18 protein-coding genes are annotated in these 15,425 nt (G+C 74.0%); 8 read left to right on the forward strand and 10 right to left on the reverse strand.

What is annotated here, in order from left to right:
- Positions 1–71: 71 nt before the first annotated feature.
- The 3 genes from BLW85_RS10435 (at position 72) to BLW85_RS10445 (ending at position 2,662) form a co-directional block, all read left to right on the forward strand.
- Positions 72–674, forward strand: a complete 603-nt coding sequence (locus tag BLW85_RS10435; RefSeq protein WP_070027911.1) for a hypothetical protein — start codon at positions 72–74, stop codon at positions 672–674.
- A gap of 122 nt (positions 675–796) precedes the next feature.
- Positions 797–1,507, forward strand: a complete 711-nt coding sequence (locus tag BLW85_RS10440; RefSeq protein WP_074991899.1) for a 3-keto-5-aminohexanoate cleavage protein — start codon at positions 797–799, stop codon at positions 1,505–1,507.
- Positions 1,508–1,594: 87 nt separating this feature from the next.
- Positions 1,595–2,662, forward strand: a complete 1,068-nt coding sequence (locus BLW85_RS10445) for an RNA ligase (ATP) (protein WP_074991900.1) — start codon at positions 1,595–1,597, stop codon at positions 2,660–2,662.
- A gap of 71 nt (positions 2,663–2,733) precedes the next feature.
- On the opposite strand, the gene soxR is transcribed toward BLW85_RS10445, so the two are convergent.
- Positions 2,734–3,201 carry a redox-sensitive transcriptional activator SoxR gene (gene soxR / locus BLW85_RS10450; RefSeq protein WP_074991901.1) on the reverse strand — a complete coding sequence of 156 codons (468 nt, stop codon included), beginning with the start codon at positions 3,199–3,201 and terminating at the stop codon, positions 2,734–2,736.
- 92 nt (positions 3,202–3,293) lie between these two features.
- On the opposite strand from soxR, the gene BLW85_RS10455 reads away from it, so the two are divergent.
- On the forward strand, positions 3,294–3,755 hold the full coding sequence (locus BLW85_RS10455) for a MaoC family dehydratase (protein WP_074991902.1): 462 nt from the start codon (positions 3,294–3,296) through the stop codon (positions 3,753–3,755).
- 8 nt (positions 3,756–3,763) lie between these two features.
- Here the strand turns inward: BLW85_RS10455 and BLW85_RS10460 are convergent, their stop codons facing one another.
- From BLW85_RS10460 to BLW85_RS10470, 3 genes are all read right to left on the reverse strand, one after another.
- Entirely contained in the window at positions 3,764–4,387 is a 624-nt protein-coding gene (locus BLW85_RS10460) for a TetR/AcrR family transcriptional regulator (RefSeq protein ID WP_070027917.1), read from the reverse strand.
- A gap of 92 nt (positions 4,388–4,479) precedes the next feature.
- Positions 4,480–4,770 (reverse strand): YiaA/YiaB family inner membrane protein, encoded by a 291-nt coding sequence (locus BLW85_RS10465; RefSeq protein ID WP_070027918.1) that lies wholly within the window; start codon positions 4,768–4,770, stop codon positions 4,480–4,482.
- 61 nt (positions 4,771–4,831) lie between these two features.
- Positions 4,832–5,983 (reverse strand): acyl-CoA dehydrogenase family protein, encoded by a 1,152-nt coding sequence (locus tag BLW85_RS10470; RefSeq protein WP_074996036.1) that lies wholly within the window; start codon positions 5,981–5,983, stop codon positions 4,832–4,834.
- 67 nt (positions 5,984–6,050) lie between these two features.
- Here BLW85_RS10470 and BLW85_RS10475 point away from each other — a divergent pair, with 67 nt between their 5' ends.
- Both BLW85_RS10475 and BLW85_RS10480 read left to right on the forward strand, forming a co-directional pair.
- Positions 6,051–6,692: a TetR/AcrR family transcriptional regulator gene (locus tag BLW85_RS10475; RefSeq protein WP_070027919.1), complete on the forward strand. Its 642-nt coding sequence runs from the start codon at positions 6,051–6,053 to the stop codon at positions 6,690–6,692.
- Between the two features lie 50 nt (positions 6,693–6,742).
- Positions 6,743–7,456, forward strand: a complete 714-nt coding sequence (locus tag BLW85_RS10480) for an ArsR/SmtB family transcription factor (RefSeq protein WP_074991903.1) — start codon at positions 6,743–6,745, stop codon at positions 7,454–7,456.
- A gap of 23 nt (positions 7,457–7,479) precedes the next feature.
- On the opposite strand, the gene BLW85_RS10485 is transcribed toward BLW85_RS10480, so the two are convergent.
- The 6 genes from BLW85_RS10485 to BLW85_RS10510 form a co-directional block, all read right to left on the reverse strand.
- Positions 7,480–8,562 carry a Zn-dependent alcohol dehydrogenase gene (locus BLW85_RS10485; RefSeq protein ID WP_070027923.1) on the reverse strand — a complete coding sequence of 361 codons (1,083 nt, stop codon included), beginning with the start codon at positions 8,560–8,562 and terminating at the stop codon, positions 7,480–7,482.
- A gap of 15 nt (positions 8,563–8,577) precedes the next feature.
- The gene (locus BLW85_RS10490; protein ID WP_074991904.1) at positions 8,578–9,969 is read right to left on the reverse strand and encodes an aldehyde dehydrogenase family protein; all 1,392 of its coding nucleotides are present in this window, start codon (positions 9,967–9,969) and stop codon (positions 8,578–8,580) included.
- A gap of 88 nt (positions 9,970–10,057) precedes the next feature.
- Positions 10,058–10,720: a class F sortase gene (locus tag BLW85_RS10495; RefSeq protein WP_070027927.1), complete on the reverse strand. Its 663-nt coding sequence runs from the start codon at positions 10,718–10,720 to the stop codon at positions 10,058–10,060.
- Positions 10,707–11,375, reverse strand: a complete 669-nt coding sequence (locus tag BLW85_RS10500; protein ID WP_074991905.1) for a hypothetical protein — start codon at positions 11,373–11,375, stop codon at positions 10,707–10,709. The genes BLW85_RS10495 and BLW85_RS10500 overlap by 14 nt, the downstream gene beginning before the upstream one ends.
- A gap of 475 nt (positions 11,376–11,850) precedes the next feature.
- Complete coding sequence (locus BLW85_RS10505; protein ID WP_070027930.1) at positions 11,851–12,468, reverse strand: TetR/AcrR family transcriptional regulator; 618 nt, start codon at positions 12,466–12,468, stop codon at positions 11,851–11,853.
- 84 nt (positions 12,469–12,552) lie between these two features.
- Positions 12,553–13,125, reverse strand: coding sequence for a hypothetical protein (locus BLW85_RS10510; RefSeq protein ID WP_074996037.1), 573 nt, complete (start codon positions 13,123–13,125; stop codon positions 12,553–12,555).
- Positions 13,126–13,320: 195 nt separating this feature from the next.
- Here BLW85_RS10510 and hmgA point away from each other — a divergent pair, with 195 nt between their 5' ends.
- Entirely contained in the window at positions 13,321–14,631 is a 1,311-nt protein-coding gene (gene hmgA, locus BLW85_RS10515) for a homogentisate 1,2-dioxygenase (RefSeq protein WP_070027932.1), read from the forward strand.
- A gap of 44 nt (positions 14,632–14,675) precedes the next feature.
- Entirely contained in the window at positions 14,676–15,425 is a 750-nt protein-coding gene (locus tag BLW85_RS10520) for a GntR family transcriptional regulator (RefSeq protein ID WP_070027933.1), read from the forward strand.

Below are 15,425 nucleotides of genomic sequence, written 5' to 3' on the forward strand. Positions count from 1 at the left end.
TCAGGCGACGTCCGTACGACGACGCCGAACTGACCGGAGTACAGGTGCAGGTGTGACGGAGGTGCAGGGCGATGGCCGGTTTCCGGAGTCTGGCGAGACAGGTACGCGATCCGGGCTGCGATCTGGCGCTGCGGCGCTACTCGCTGCGCAAGTGCCTGGAGAAGTTCGCCCCTTACGGGCATCGGGCGACATGGGACCATCTGTGCGCGCGGGCCGGGTTCGGACCCGAGGACCGCTCCCCCGATCCGGCGCGGCTCGTGGCCGCACTGGAGGAACTGGAGGAGGCCCGGTCCGTCTGGCTCGCCTATGAGACCGGCTTCACCGAGCGGCGCCGCCGGGAGAAGCACGACGGGCTGCGCCGGCCGGGCAGCGTGGACGACTGGCACCGGCTGACCTGGGGCGGCTTCGGCGTCGCGTGGTGCGACGACCCGCGGGTCCACCCCTCCGCTCCCCTGGCCGAGGTGCTGCGCCGGCTGATCGCCGCGCTGGAGCGGGAGCCGGGGTCGTGCTGCCCGGTGTGCGGCGCCGACCGCCTCGTGTGGAAGTACGGCCTCGACCACGAGCCGTCCTCCGGCCCGGTCTGCACGGACTGCGGGATACTCGTGCCGCTCCCGGTGCTCTCCCCGCGCGCGCTGGACCACGCCCGGCGGGGCCGACTGCTGATCTCCGCCTGACGGTACGGGATTCGATCAGGGGGTCGCGCAGGGGATGCCGCACCCCCGCGCTCCGCTGCCGCGGAGGCCGTCGGGCCCTTGCCGGTGGGGCGGTCGTCGGTGGGGCCTGGCACCATCGGGTCATGGTGCAGGTGTGTCTCAACGGGCGGCGGACGCCCCAGGACGGCACGGCCGTCCCCATGTCCCCCGAGGAGATGGCGCGTTCCGCCGCGGACGCCGTCGCGGCCGGGGCGACGGAGATCCATGTCCACCCCAAGTCCCCGTGCGGTCACGACAGTCTCTCCCCCCGCGTCCTCGCCCCGACCCTCGAGGCGCTGCGCGCCCGCGTCCCGGTCCCGATCGGCGTGACGACCGGCGCCTGGGCGGAACCCGACCCGGCCCGCCGCCTGGACCGCGTCCGCTCCTGGACGCTCCTGCCCGACTTCGCCTCGGTCAACTGGCACGAGCCGGGTGCCGAGGACCTCGCGCGGCTGCTGCTGGACCGGGGCGTGGCCGTCGAGGCGGGCATCTGGTCCGGCACCGGTGCCGCGGCCCGCTTCACCGCCTCTCCGCTCGCCCCGCGGGTGCTGCGCGTGCTGGCCGAGGTGACGGACCCGGACCCGGCCACGGCACCGGACTCGGCCCGCTCGCTGCTGGCGGAACTGGGCGACCGCCACGGCCGTCCGGTCCTCCTGCACGGCGAGGAGGGCGGCACCTGGCCGCTCGTCCGGCTGGCCGGCCGCCTCGGACTGGCCACCCGCATCGGCCTGGAGGACACGCTGTACCTGCCGGACGGCGAACGGGCCGCGTCCAACGCGGAGTTGGTGGCCCATGCGCTGCGCCCGCGACCGTAGCAGCGCGGAATCCGGTGGCTCCACCCGTTTGACGTCCGCGACTCTGGGCGGCGTTGGAGCCGGAGACCGACGAACGGGGGGCTTTTCATGTCCACGCTGCGGGTGACCGCCGAGGTGCTGACCGTCCACGAGCATCCGAACGCGGACGCGCTGGAGCTGGCCCAGGTGGGGCTGTACCGGGCCGTGGTCGCCAAGGGGGCGTTCCGGACCGGGGAGGCGGCCGTCTACATCCCCGAGCAGGCTGTGCTGCCGGACGGGCTGATCGAGGAGCTGGGGCTGACCGGGCGGCTGGCGGGCGGCGCCGCGAACCGGGTCAGGGCGGTGCGGCTGCGCGGCGAGCTGTCGCAGGGGATCGTGTGCCGGCCGAAGGCGCTCGCCGGGGTGGACCTGGCCGCCGCGGCGGCCGAGGGCACGGACTTCGCGGAGCGGCTGGGCATCACCAAATGGGTACCGCCGGTCCCGCCCACCATGAACGGCGAGGTGGAGCCGGCGCCCGAGCTGCTGCCCTGGGTCGACATCGAGAACATCCAGCGCCACCCGGACGTCTTCGCGCCGGGCGAGCCGGTGGTGCTGACGGAGAAGCTGCACGGCTCGGCGTGCCTGCTGACGTACGTGGCCGACCAGGACCGGGTGTACGTCTCGTCCAAGGGTTTCGGCGCCAGGTCCCTCGCCCTGAAGGAGGACCCGCGCAACCTGTACTGGCGGGCGGTGCGCGGACACGGCGTCGCGGCGGCCGCCGCCCGGCTGGCCGAGCGGCTCGGGGCGCGGCGCGTCGGCGTCTTCGGCGAGGTGTACGGCGCGGGGGTGCAGGACCTGACGTACGGCGCGGACGGCCGGCGCGACACCCTGGGCTACGCGGCGTTCGACGTCTGCGCCGAGATCGACGGCGCCGTGCGCTGGCTGGACGCGGCCGCGCTGCTGGAGGGCGAGCTGCCGGTGGTGCCCCGGCTGTACGAGGGGCCGTACGACATCGAGCGGGTGCTGTCGGTCGCGAGCGGCCGGGAGACGGTGTCCGGGCGGGAGCTGCATCTGCGCGAGGGCGTGGTGATACGGCCCCGGACCGAGCGGTACAGCGCGGTGACCGGGGGCCGGGCGATCGCCAAGGCGGTGAGCGCGGCGTACCTGACCCGCAAGGGCGGCACGGAGTACGAGTGAGCCGGCGGGGCGCGGGGCCCGCCCCCCTCCGCGCGGGGCGCCGGGCCCGCCCCCTCTCGCGCGGGTCCCCGTCACACTCCCCGCGGGCGCTCCGTCATCAGCCGCGAGCCCGCGCGCCGCTCCCCGAAGGCGTCGTCCGGGTTGGACAGCACACAGGTGTCCAGGGACAGGCAGCCGCAGCCGATGCAGTCGGTCAGGTGGTCGCGGAGGCGGTTGAGCTGGGTGATGCGCTCGTCGAGTTCGGAGCGCCACGCCTGCGACAGCCGCGCCCAGTCCTCCCGCGTCGGCGTCCGCTCCTCCGGCAGCTCGGCGAGCGCCGAGCGGATCGTGGCGAGCGGGATGCCGACCCGCTGGGCCGCGCGGATGAAGGCCACCCGGCGCAGGGTGTCACGGCTGAAGCGCCGTTGGTTGCCGCTGGTGCGGCGGCTGCTGATCAGGCCCTTGGCCTCGTAGAAGTGCAGTGCGGAGACGGCGGCGCCGCTGCGCGCGGACAACTGGCCGACGGTCAGCTCGTGGATCTTCTCGGGAATCTGGGGCACCCCGCACAGCCTAGTGAACGTCCCGTTGACATCGTCCCCGCCCCCGACCATGCTAAGCAGTTGCTTAGGAATGCGAGCGAGAGGCCGGGAACATGGCAGAACCGAGGATCTTCACCTCCCCCGCCGAGCTGAAGGCGGCCGTGGGCGAGCGGCTGGGGTACACCAACTGGCTGGAGGTCGACCAGAAGCGGATCGATCTGTTCGCCGAGGCCACCGGGGACCACCAGTGGATCCACGTGGATCCGGAGAAGGCCGCCGCCGGGCCGTTCGGCACGACCATCGCGCACGGCTACCTCACCCTCTCCCTGCTGCCCCTCTTCGGGCCGCAGCTGATGGCGGTCGAGGGCGTGAAGATGGGCGTCAACTACGGGACGAACAAGGTCCGCTTCCCCGCCCCCGTGCCCGTCGGCTCCCGGCTGCGCGCCACCGCGACGATCACCGGGGTCGAGGACGTCACCGGCGGCGTCCAGGTGACCGTCGCGTTCAGCGTGGAGCGCGAGGGCGGGGACAAGCCGGTGTGCGTCGCGGAGTCGGTGTCGCGGTACTACCTGTAGCCGCCGGCCTACTTCGCCCCGACCATCCGCAGCACCAGGTCGGCGTACAGCTCGCCGACCTGCTCGGGCGTCCGTGGTCCGTCGATGTTGAACCAGCGGGCCACGTCGATGCAGAGCGACAGCACGGCGAGCGTGGTGCCCTGGACGTCGAGCACGTCGAACTCGCCCGCGGCGACGCCGTCCTCGACGATCCCGCGCACCTCGGCGTCGACCTGCCGGCGCAGCGCCAGGATCTCCGCGCGGGCCTCGGGGCCGAGGGCGTCCAGCTCGTACTGCACCACCCGGGCGGTGGTGCGCCGCCCCGCGTGCCAGCGGACGAAGGAGCTGACCGCGTCGGCCAGCCGCTCCCTGGCGCTGCCCTCGCGGCCGGCCGCCGTGCGCAGGATGTCCAGCGCCTTGTCGTGGCCGATGCGGCTGATCCGGTGGAGCAGCTCTTCCTTGGTCTTGTAGTGGATGTAGAGCGCGGCCGGGCTCATGCCGGCGCGGCCCGCGATGTCCCGGGTCGTCGTCGCGTGGTAGCCGCGCTCGGCGAAGGCCTCCACGGCGGCGACCAGCAGCCGCCGGGCCGCGTCAGGGGTGACCTCTTCCCACGGCTCGGCCTCGCCGCCGGTCGTCTCCTCCGCCGTACTCATCGCTTCACAAGCCCCTCTCGGTGACAGGAGCACCACCATACCGCCGACGGTGAGCGAGCGCTTAGTGCAGCAGCCCAGGGGCCCGTGGCGGGTCAGAGCTTCTCGGCGAAGGGGTCGTGCTCCGCGAGCAGCCGGTCCAGCCGGGCCTGGTCGACCCGGCTGACGATCTGCCCGGCCTCCTGCCGGTCCCGGATCACCTTGGCGAGAGTGAAGGCGGAGGTGACGAGGTACAGGACGGCGATGGCCAGGAAGGCCCGCACCCAGGCGTCGGCGTTCAGCCGGAAGATGCCGATGGAGGTGGCCACCATGGCGATCGCGAAGGACGCGACGGCCTGACCGTAGAAGGCGGCCGTGCTCTGCTGCTTGACCGGTGTGTCACTCATGACCGACAGCATCGGCGGACGTGGCCCGCGCCACATCCGCTCGGCTACTCAGTCCGGATACTCAGAACGCCGAGATCCCGGTCAGGGAACGGCCGATGAGGAGCTTCTGGATCTGGCTGGTGCCCTCGTAGAGGGTCATCACCCGGGCGTCGCGCAGGAGTTTGCCCACCGGGTACTCGTCGATGTAGCCGTAGCCGCCGAAGACCTGGAGCGCGTTGTTGGCGGCGCGGACGGCGGCCTCGGAGGCGAACAGCTTGGCCTTGGAGGACTCCACGGCGAACGGCTCGCCCCGGTCGATCAGATCGGCGACCCGCCAGGTCAGCAGCCGGGCCGCGTCCACGTCCACGGCGATGTCGCTGATCAGCTCCTGCACCAGCTGGTGCCGGGCGATCGGGCCGCCGAACTGCTCGCGCTCCCCCGCGTAGGCGACGGCCGCGTCCAGCGCGGCCTGGGCTATGCCGACACAGCCCGCCGCGACCGACATGCGCCCCTTGGCGAGCGCGGACATGGCCACCGAGAAGCCCTTGCCCTCCGGGCCGAGCATCGCGGAGGCGGGCACGCGCACGTCCTCCAGGACGAGTTCGGCGGTGGCCTGGCCGCGCAGGCCGAGCTTGCCGTGGATGGCGCGGCGGCTCAGACCGGGCGTGTCGGTGGGCACCAGGAAGGCGCTCACGCCCTTGTGGCCGGGGGCGTCGGTGGAGCGGGCGAAGAGCAGGACGACGTCCGCCCACGTCCCGTTGGTGATGAACATCTTGGTGCCGTTGACGACGTACTCGTCCCCCTCGCGCACCGCCCGGGTGGTGAGGTTGCCCGCGTCGGAGCCGGTGCCGGGCTCGGTGAGGCCGAAGCAGCCGACGTACTCGCCCGCGGTCAGCCCCGGCAGCCAGCGCCGCTTCTGCTCCTCGTCCCCCCAGGCGGCGATCGTCTTGGCGACGAGGCCGAGGGAGACGGACACGATGCCGCGCACCGAGGAGTCACCGCGGCCCAGTTCCTCGGTGACCAGGCAGTACGCGAGGTGGTCGCCGCCGGAGCCGCCGTACTCCTCCGGGACGGTCAGCCCCAGGAAGCCGACGTCGCCGAGCTTCTTCACGATGCCCCGGTCGACCTCCTCGGCGCGGTCCCAGGCGACCACGTGCGGGGCGATCTCACGCGCCACGAAGTCCCGCGCGAGCCGCCGTACGGCGGCCTGCTCCTCGCTCAGCTCCAGGTTCACCACGCGATCACCCCACACATTTAAATTAGCAGTGCTAGTTTACAGCCGCAGCCCTACTATGTGCGCCATGGCCCGACCGCGCAAGCCCCTGCTCAGCACCGACCGGATCGTCCAGACGGCCCGGGAGCTCGTGGACCGGGAGGGCCTGGCCGCCGTCTCCACCCGCCGGCTCGCCGCCGAACTCGGGGTGAGCGGGCCCTCGCTGTACAACCACTTCCGCACCAAGGACGAGATCCTGGAGGCGGTCGCCGACTCGGTGAGCGCGCTGGTCGACCTGTCGATGTTCGAGGACGGCCGCGCGTGGCGGACCGCGCTGCACGACTGGGCCGTCTCCTACCGGGCCGCCCTGCGCGCCCACCCCAACATCGTCCCGGTGCTCGCCCGCGGCCCCGGGCGCCGGCCGGCCGCGCTGCGGGTGGCCGACGCGGCGTACGGCGCGATGGTCGACGCGGGCTGGCCGCCGGCGCAGGCCACGTCCATCGGCGCGCTGATGCGGTACTTCATCATGGGCTCGGCGCTCGGCTCCTTCGCCGGCGGCTTCGTGGACGACGCCAGCGCGTACGACCCGGCCGACTACCCGCACCTCGGGCAGGCCCATCTGCTCGCCGAACAGCAGGAGAAGATCGACGAGCGGGCGTTCGAGACGGGGCTGACGGCGCTGCTGGACGGGCTGGCGCAGCAGTACGAGCTGATCCGGCAGGGCGCGTAGCCCGGACCCTTCGGCGCCGGCCGAAGGGTGCCCGGCGCATCCTTGACGGCATGGGCAGGACGAAGGATCCCCGGGCGGCCGGGCTCGCGGCACTGGCCGCTCTGATCGCGGACGAGACACGGGCCGCGTGTCTGCTGGCGCTGCTGGACGGCCGGGCCTGGACGGCGGGCGAGCTGGCCCGGCACGCCGGGGTCGCCCCTTCCACGCTGAGCGAGCATCTGGGCAAGCTCGTCGCGGGCGGGCTGCTCGCGCAGGAGCGGCAGGGCCGGCACCGGTACGTACGGCTGGCCGACGCGCGGGTGGCGACGCTGGTCGAGGACCTCGCGGCGCAGCTGCCCCCGGCGCAGGGGCGGCCCGTGCGCACCCTGCGCGAGGCGAGCGCCGGGTCCGCGATGGCGCGGGGCCGTACCTGTTACGACCATCTCGCCGGGCGGCTCGGCATCACGCTCACGGACGCGCTGACCACGCGGGGACTGCTGCGGCAGGACACGGGTTTCGCGCTGACGGAGGCGGGGCTGGCGTGGTTCGCCGCCGCGGGCATCCCGCTGGACGGCGGCGGGCGCCGCCCGCTGGCCCGGGCCTGCCTCGACTGGACCGAGCGCCGGCCCCACCTGGCGGGGGTGGCGGGGGCGGCGCTGTGCCGGCACGCGCTGCAGGCGGGGTGGTGCGAGCGGATCGGGAGCGAGCGGGCGGTCCGGGTGACGGGGACCGGCGAGCGCGAACTGTCCGCGCTGCTCGGCGTCCCGGCGGACGCGCTGCGCTGACTCCCGTACGCCGCCCGCGCCGGTCAGAACACGACCAGCGCCCGGCCGCCCTTGCCCACCCGCATGTTCTCGAAGGCCGCCGGGATGTCCTCCAGGCCGATCCGCTCGGTGACCAGGGCCGACAGGTCCAGCCGGCCCGCACGGACGTGGTCCGCGAGGACCGGGAGGTCACGGGCCGGATCGCTGTTGCCGTAGACGCAGCCGGAGAGCGTGCGGCCCCAGTGGAAGAGTTCCAGGGCGTTGAAGGTGACCTGCTGGTCCTTGCCGCCGATGCCGACGACCGTCGTGCGGCCGCCCCGCCGGGTGGACTCCCAGGCCGCGCGGATGCTGACCGCGCGCCCGGCGCACTCGATGGCGACGTCCACGCCCTGGTCGCCGGTGAGCGCGCGGATCTCGCGCGGGGTGGCGGCCGAGGCGAGGACGTAGTCGGTGGCGCCGGCCGCGCGGGCCAGGGCTTCCTTCTCGGGGGTGACGTCGACGGCGACGATCCGGGCCGCGCCCGCGATCCGCGCCGACTGGAGGGTGGCGAGCCCCACCCCGCCCGCGCCGAACACGGCGACGGTCTCACCGGGGCGGACCCGGGCGCTGTGGTGGACGGCGCCGTACCCGGTGAGCACGGCGCAGCCGAGGAGCGCGGCGTCCGTCAGCGGCACGCCCTCGGGCAGGGGCAGCACGGCCCCCGCCGGGACGACGGTCTCCTCGGCGAACGCGGCCACGGTGAGGCCGGGATGCAGCTCGGTGCCGGCGGCGGTGCGGGCGTACACCTCGGCGGAGCCGTTGAGGGCGTTGGCGCACAGCCAGACCTCGCCGAGCCCGCAGGCGTGGCATTCTCCGCAGGACGGCGCCCAGTTGAGGACGACGGGCGCGCCGGGCGAGACATGGGTGACGCCCTCGCCCACGGCGACCACCGTGCCCGCGCCCTCGTGCCCGAGGACCGCGGGGACCGGCACGCGCATCACGCCGTCGGCCAGGGACAGGTCGGAGTGGCACACCCCGGCGGCCGCGAGGCGGACCCGGACCTGGCCGGGGCCCGGGTCGGGCAGCTCGATGCCGGTTATCTCCAGGGGCGCGCCGACGGCGGGCAGGACAGCGGCTCGTACGGCCATGGCGGGTGAACTCCCTCAGAACTGGAAGGACTTGGTCTGGAGGTACTCGTCGAGGCCGTGACTGCCGAGTTCCCGGCCGACCCCGGACTGCTTGTAACCGCCGAACGGGGCCAGCGGGTTGAACCGGCCGCCGTTGATGTCGACCTGCCCGGTCTCCATCCGCCGGGCGAAGGCCACCGCCTCGGCCTCGTCGCCCGCCCAGACGGCACCGGCCAGACCGTACACCGTGCCGTTGGCGATGCGCAGGGCGTCCTCCTCGTCGGTGTAGGGCAGGACGCAGAGCACCGGGCCGAAGATCTCCTCCTGGGCGATCGTCATCTCCGGTGTGACGTCGGCGAAGACGGTCGGGCTGACGAAGTAGCCCTTGTCGCGGGGGGACTCGGGGCCGCCGACGACCAGCCGGGCACCCTCGGCGACGCCCTTCTCGATGTAACCGCGCACCCGGTCGCGCTGCCTGGCGCTGACCACCGGCCCGATGCGGTCGCCGTACTTGGCGGCGGCGGCCCCGGCCAGCTCGACGGCCTGCGCGTAGCGGTCGCGGTGGACCAGCATCCGGGTCCACGCGCTGCACGTCTGGCCGGAGTTGTTCATGACGTTGGCGACGCCGACGTTCACCGCCCTGGCGAGGTCGGCGCTCGGCAGGATCACATTGGCGGACTTGCCGCCGAGTTCGAGGGCGACCCGCTTCACCGCCCCGCCGGCCAGCGCGCCGATCCGGCGGCCGACCGCGGTGGAGCCGGTGAAGGAGACGAGGTCCACGTCCGGGTGCTCGGCGAGCGCCTGCCCGGCGACCGGCCCGAGGCCGGTGACCAGGTTGAACACGCCCGCGGGCACGCCCGATTCGTGCACCGCCTCGGCGAACAGCTGGGCGGTGAGCGGGGTGTCCTCGGCGGGCTTGAGGACCACGGTGCAGCCCGCGGCGAGCGCCGGGGCGACCTTGGCGACGATCTGGTGGAGCGGGTAGTTCCAGGGGGTGATCGCGCCGACCACGCCGACGGGCTCGTGCAGGACGGTGGAGTTGCCGACCTTCTCCTCGAAGGGGCGGCTCGCGGCCAGTTCGGCGTAGGACCCGGCGACCGCGATGGGCACGCCCGCGTGCACCGCCTGCGAGAAGGCGAGCGGCGCGCCGAGTTCGGCGGTGACCGTCTCGGCGATCTCGTCCTTGCGGGCCGCCAGGACGTCCCGCAGGGCGGACAGCCGGGCCGCGCGCTCGGCGGGCGGGGTGGCGGCCCAGCCGGGCAGGGCGGCGCGGGCCGCGCGCACGGCGGTGTCCACATCCGCGGCGCCGGCGGCCGGGACCCGGGCGATGACCTGCTCGTCGGCGGGATTCACGACCTCGATCACGTCGTCCGGGTGCCCGGCGGGGCGCCATGCTCCGTCGATGTAGAGACCGTCGTGTGCCTTCATACCGCTTCCTCCCGGCGTTCGCCCCACTGGACCCCGCCCAAACTAGCGGCGATAGTTTTCCGGCGCCAGACACGCACCGGGGCGGGCCTCACCGGGTCGCGGTGAGGTGGGCGAACACCACCACGTTGCTCGTGTAGCCGGTACGCCTGCTGTACAGGCCCCCGCAGGTGAGCACGCGCAACTCGGGGCGGCGGGAGCGGCCGTACACCTCCTTGTCGGGGAAGCCGGACTTGTCGAAGACCTGCACCCGGTCGACGGTGTAGACGGCGGTGCGGCCGTCCGCGCGCCGGGCCTCGATCTGCTTGCCGGGTCCGATCTGCGGGAGGGCGGCGAAGACCGCCGGCCCGGTCGGGGTGTCGCGGTGGCCGACGGCGATCGCGGTGCCCGCCTCGCCCGGGGTGGCGCCGCCCTCGTACCAGCCGACGGCCTTCGGCCGGTCGAAGGGCGGTGTCTCCAGCTGCCGGTCGCGGTCGAGCCGCACCCCGGTGACCGGGGCGTCGATGCCGAGGGAGGGGATGCGCACGGAGGTGGGCCGGGACCGGGGCAGCGGGCGGGCGGTGTCCGGCGCGCCCCGCCCGTCGGCGCCGGCCGGTCGCGCCCCCGCGGCCGCGGCGCCCGTGCGGTCCGGGGCGCCGTCGTCCCCGCACCGGCCGATCAGCGTCACCAGGACGGCCGTGAGCACGACCGTCCTGGTGAGGCGGTAGGCGCGGGTCCGGTACCAGGGCCTGCGTCGGCGCCTACGCCGCGCCATGGGGCCGCCGGCGGTTCAGCCGGAAGTACACGACGGAGCCCACCGCGACCAGGCCGACCGCGGCGGCGGCGCCGACCGGGGAGAACGCGGCCGCGGTGTCGATGAGACCGCCGCCACCGGCGTGCACCCCGCCCTGCGGGCCGCTGTGGTCGCCGCCGCCCTGGCCCCAGGAGGCGTCGTTGTGCTGCTGTTGCTGCGGGTGGTCCTCGATCTGGCCGGGCGCGCCCGGGGCGCCGTTCTCGTGGCAGTTGACCCGGAAGACCTTCTCCTTGAGCGCGCCGGCCACGGCCCAGGTGATCCGGTACTGGCCGTCGGCGAGGCCCAGCGGGTCGGTGTGCCCGGCGCCGCCGGCGAGCTGGATGGTGCCGGTGACGGTGGCGGCCGTGGGCAGCGGGGGCTGGGGGGTGATGGTGTAGGCGATGACGGGGAGCACGTCGAAGTTGACCGCGTCGAGGTAGAACCTGCACACGGTCGGGTCGTCCTTCGAGACGCCGAAGGGGGTGCCGACTCGGTGGACTCTGATGTCGCCGTTCTCTCCCTGGGCCATGGCGGTCGGTGCCGCCACCCACGACGCGCCCGCCGCGGCGAGTGCGGTCAGGACGACGGTGGCACCGGCGCGGGTACCGGCGGTGCGTGGGAATGTACGGGTGGGCATGCGCATTTCCTCCGAGTCAGACGATTTTCATACAAATCGATCTCGTCTGGACTCTGCCCAATGCACTCGGCGGCCGACGGCAGCGGCGCCCGGCGCGCCGCCAGATATCCCCCTGGCGGCGCAACGCGCCCGTCGGCGCCCTCGCCGGGAGGCCGACGGCGGCGCGACGGGAACGCCGCCGGGGACCGCGCCGCGCCAACGGCGGGTCGAGGAGACCGCCGTCGCACGGTCGCCCGGTGTCGGCGCCGGGGCGGTGACGACGCGCGCCGAGCGGGTGCCGGGACGGCCGCGGCGCCGGCCGTACCCGCTCACCACACCGTGCGCGACCGCGACGGGGGCGCCCCCTCGCGCCGACGAGGGCCGGGCGGCAACTCCGGTTCCCGGGCGCGGGCTTGCGCGGCCACGGGAAGGCACGGGCGCCGTGGCCCGACCCCGCCGGCCGGCCGGCGTGGCGGTGGGCTCCCGTGCGCGCCCCTCAGTCGAGCAACCGCCCGAGATAGGCCCGCAGCAGCTCGCGCGTCTCGTGGATGATCGCCTCGTCGCCCTCCGGGTCGAGCCGGAAGGCCAGTTGGACGAGGCTGTCCGCGCTCTCCACGGCGACCAGGAAGGCCCGGCGCAGTTCGTCGTCGGGGGTGCGGTCGAGATAGCCGGCCAGCAGTTCCGAAAGCCGGTCCGCGACCCGGCTGTTGGGCTCGGTCTGGCGGGCGCCGACCGGGATCTGGTTGCCGAAGTCGACCAGGGAGAAGCCGGGCGCGGTGCGCTTCATCGCCAGGTACTCGTCCAGGACGGCGTCCATCGCCACGCGCCAGTCCCCCGCCCCGGCCCGCTCCAGCCGCCCCGTGACGTGCTCGATGAACAGTTCCAGGTTGCGCTGGGCCAGGGCGTCGGCCATCTGCCGCTTGTTGCCGAAGAACCGGTAGACGGAGCCGATGGGCACGCCCGCGCGCACCGCGACGGCACGGGTGCTCAGGCCGTCGTAGCCCACTTCGTCGAGGAGTTCGGCGCAGGCGTCGAGGATCCTGGCCAGCCGTTCGGCGCTGCGCCGCTGGACGGGGGCGCGGCGGAGCGAGGTCGCGTGGGGCACGGGCTTCATGATGCCTTTCCGCCGGGGTCCGGTGAACCTCGTCCCAGGGTACGGAGAAGCGCTCCGGTGCCACTCGGCCGCGGACCCGGGCGCTCAGCCGCCGGTCACCGGGGCCGTGTTCGCGGTGGACGGCCGGGGCGGGGCCGGCGCCCGGGTGTCCGACACCGTTATGTCGGCGGTGCTCTGGACCGGCTCGCCGTGCACGGCCCACACCGTGCCGTCGTCGGCGTACAGCCGGGCCGTGACGTGGTGCGTGCCGTGCGGCACGAGCCGGGCGGGCAGGCGGTAGCGGGGGGCGCGCAGCCGGGCGACGCGCCGGCCGTCCACGAAGAGGCAGGCGAGCCCGCGTCCGGTCACCGCGGTGGGCCGCGCGCCGGGGGTGGAGACCCGGAAGTGGCGGAAGGTCAGGCGTACGTCCCAGCCGTCGGCGGAGTCCGGGGTGACCTCCACGGCGACCTTGGGGGCGTCCTTGCCGCCGGCCTCGCGCAGATGGCGGCCCGCGTCGTCGGTGCCGGACAGCACCTTGCCGACCGGCGAGGGCGACACCGCCTCCCCGCTCGTCCCGCCCGCGTGCGCCGTGCCGCCCCCCGCGCAGCCCGCCGTTGCGAACACGAGGCCCACCGCGAGCGCGGCGAGCCGTCTCCGGGTCCCCTTCGTCCACGACATGCCCGGAGCGTAGAACACCGGGGCCCGGCCGGGAATCCGTCCGAGGTCTGGTTCCCCGCGCACGACGGAGGGACGAGGGCACGGATCGGGGAGCGAAGACGGCCCGCCCCCTTGCGCGGCACCCCGCGTATTCCTACGGTATGGCATAGGAATGAGTGGGTGCACTCAGTGGCGCGAAGGAGCGTGGGGGCGATCATGAGCGGGGACGCGCGGAAGACGGCCGAGGGACTGTCGTACCTGACCGGGTTCGGCAACGAGCACGCCTCGGAGGCGGTGCCGGGCGCGCTGCCCGAGGGTCGCAACGCGCCGCAGCGCGCACCGCTCGGCCTGTACGCGGAGCAGCTCAGCGGATCGGCGTTCACCGAGCCGCGTGCCCACAACCGCCGCTCGTGGCTGTACCGGATCCGCCCCTCGGCCGCGCACCCGGCGTTCACCCGGACCGCCAACGGGTCGATCCGCACGGCGCCGTTCACCGAGACCGTGCCCGACCCCAACCGGCTGCGCTGGAACCCGCTGCCGGCGCCCGCCGCCGGGACCGACTTCCTCGCGGGCCTGTGGACGCTCGGCGGCAACGGCGACGCGACCCAGCGCACGGGCATGGCCGTGCACCTGTACCACGCCGACACCTCCATGGAGCGCGTCTTCTCCGACGCCGACGGGGAGTTGCTGATCGTGCCCGAGCACGGCGGGCTGCTGCTGCACACGGAGTTCGGGCGGCTGCACGTGGAGCCCGCGCACGTGGCGCTGGTCCCGCGCGGGGTGCGCTTCCGGGTGGAACTGCTGGACGACTCCGCGCGCGGTTACGTCTGCGAGAACTACGGCGCCCCGTTCCGGTTGCCCGACCTCGGCCCGATCGGCGCCAACGGCCTCGCCAACGCACGGGACTTCCGCGCACCGGTCGCCGCGTACGAGGAGACCGAGGGCCCGGTGGAGGTGGTGAACAAGTTCTGCGGCAACCTCTGGACGGCGACGTACGACCACTCGCCGCTCGACGTGGTGGCGTGGCACGGCAACCACGTGCCGTACGTCTACGACCTGCGCCGCTTCAATGTGCTCGGCACCATCTCCTACGACCACCCGGACCCCTCCATCTTCACGGTCCTGACCTCCCCCTCGGACACCCCCGGCCTGGCCGGCGTCGACTTCGTCGTCTTCGCGCCGCGCTGGCTGGTGGGCGAGGACACCTTCCGGCCGCCGTACTTCCACCGGAACGTGATGAGCGAGTACATGGGCCTGATCGAGGGCGCCTACGACGCGAAGGCGGAGGGCTTCGTGCCGGGCGGCGGCTCGCTGCACAACATGATGTCGGCGCACGGCCCGGACCGGGAGACGTTCGACAAGGCCAGCGCGGCCGAGCTGAAGCCGCAGAAGATCGACGACGGCCTCGCCTTCATGTTCGAGACCCGCTGGCCGGTGACGCTCACGCCGCACGCGGCCCGCGCCGACCACCTCCAGCGGCGCTACGACGACGTGTGGCACGGCCTGGAGCGCAACTTCCGCGCGTGACACGCGTGTTGCGCCCGTTGCTCCCGAACGGTACGGATATCAGCGTGACCTCCTTCGCCCCGGACTCGATCGTCCTGAACCGCAAGCTCCCGCTCTGGTATCAGGTGTCGCAGTCGCTGCGCGCCTCGATACTGGGCCGCTCGCCCGCCGACCCGCTGCGCCTGCCCACCGAGGAACGGCTGGCGGAGCACTACGGGGTGAGCGTGCTGACCATGCGGCAGGCGCTGAAGGAGCTGGAGGACGAGGGCCTGATCAGCCGGCACCGGCGGCGCGGCACGTTCATCGAACCCGATGCCCGGCGCGGCGCCCCGGTGCGTCTGCTGGGCTCGGTGGACGCCATCGTGGCCCAGCAGTCCGGGATGACCACGAAGCTGCTGAGCCACGGTCCGGCGCCGGTGCCGGGCGGGCTCGTCGACTGCTTCCCGGGGCTGACGGAGGTGGCCACGTACCACCGGCTGCGCAGCGACGAGCAGACCGGCGAGCCGACCAACCACGCGGTGAACCACGTACGCCCCGAACTGGCCGCGCGGATCGACCCGGACGATCTGCTGCGCTGGCCGATGACGAAGGTGCTGCGGGACCTCGTCAAGGCGGACATCTCCCGGATCACGGACACCGTGGAGGCCCGGCTCGCCGACCCGGAGACCGCCCGCCTCCTCCAGGTCCCGCTGCTCAGCCCGATCCTGCACTACACGGGCGTCACCTACGACACCGCCGGCCAGGTGCTGGACGTGGCGGTGATCCACTACCGGGGCGACCGCTTCTCCTTCACGGTGACCCTGGACGCCACCTGA

This window comes from Streptomyces misionensis, assembly GCF_900104815.1.
GTDB lineage: Bacteria > Actinomycetota > Actinomycetes > Streptomycetales > Streptomycetaceae > Streptomyces > Streptomyces misionensis.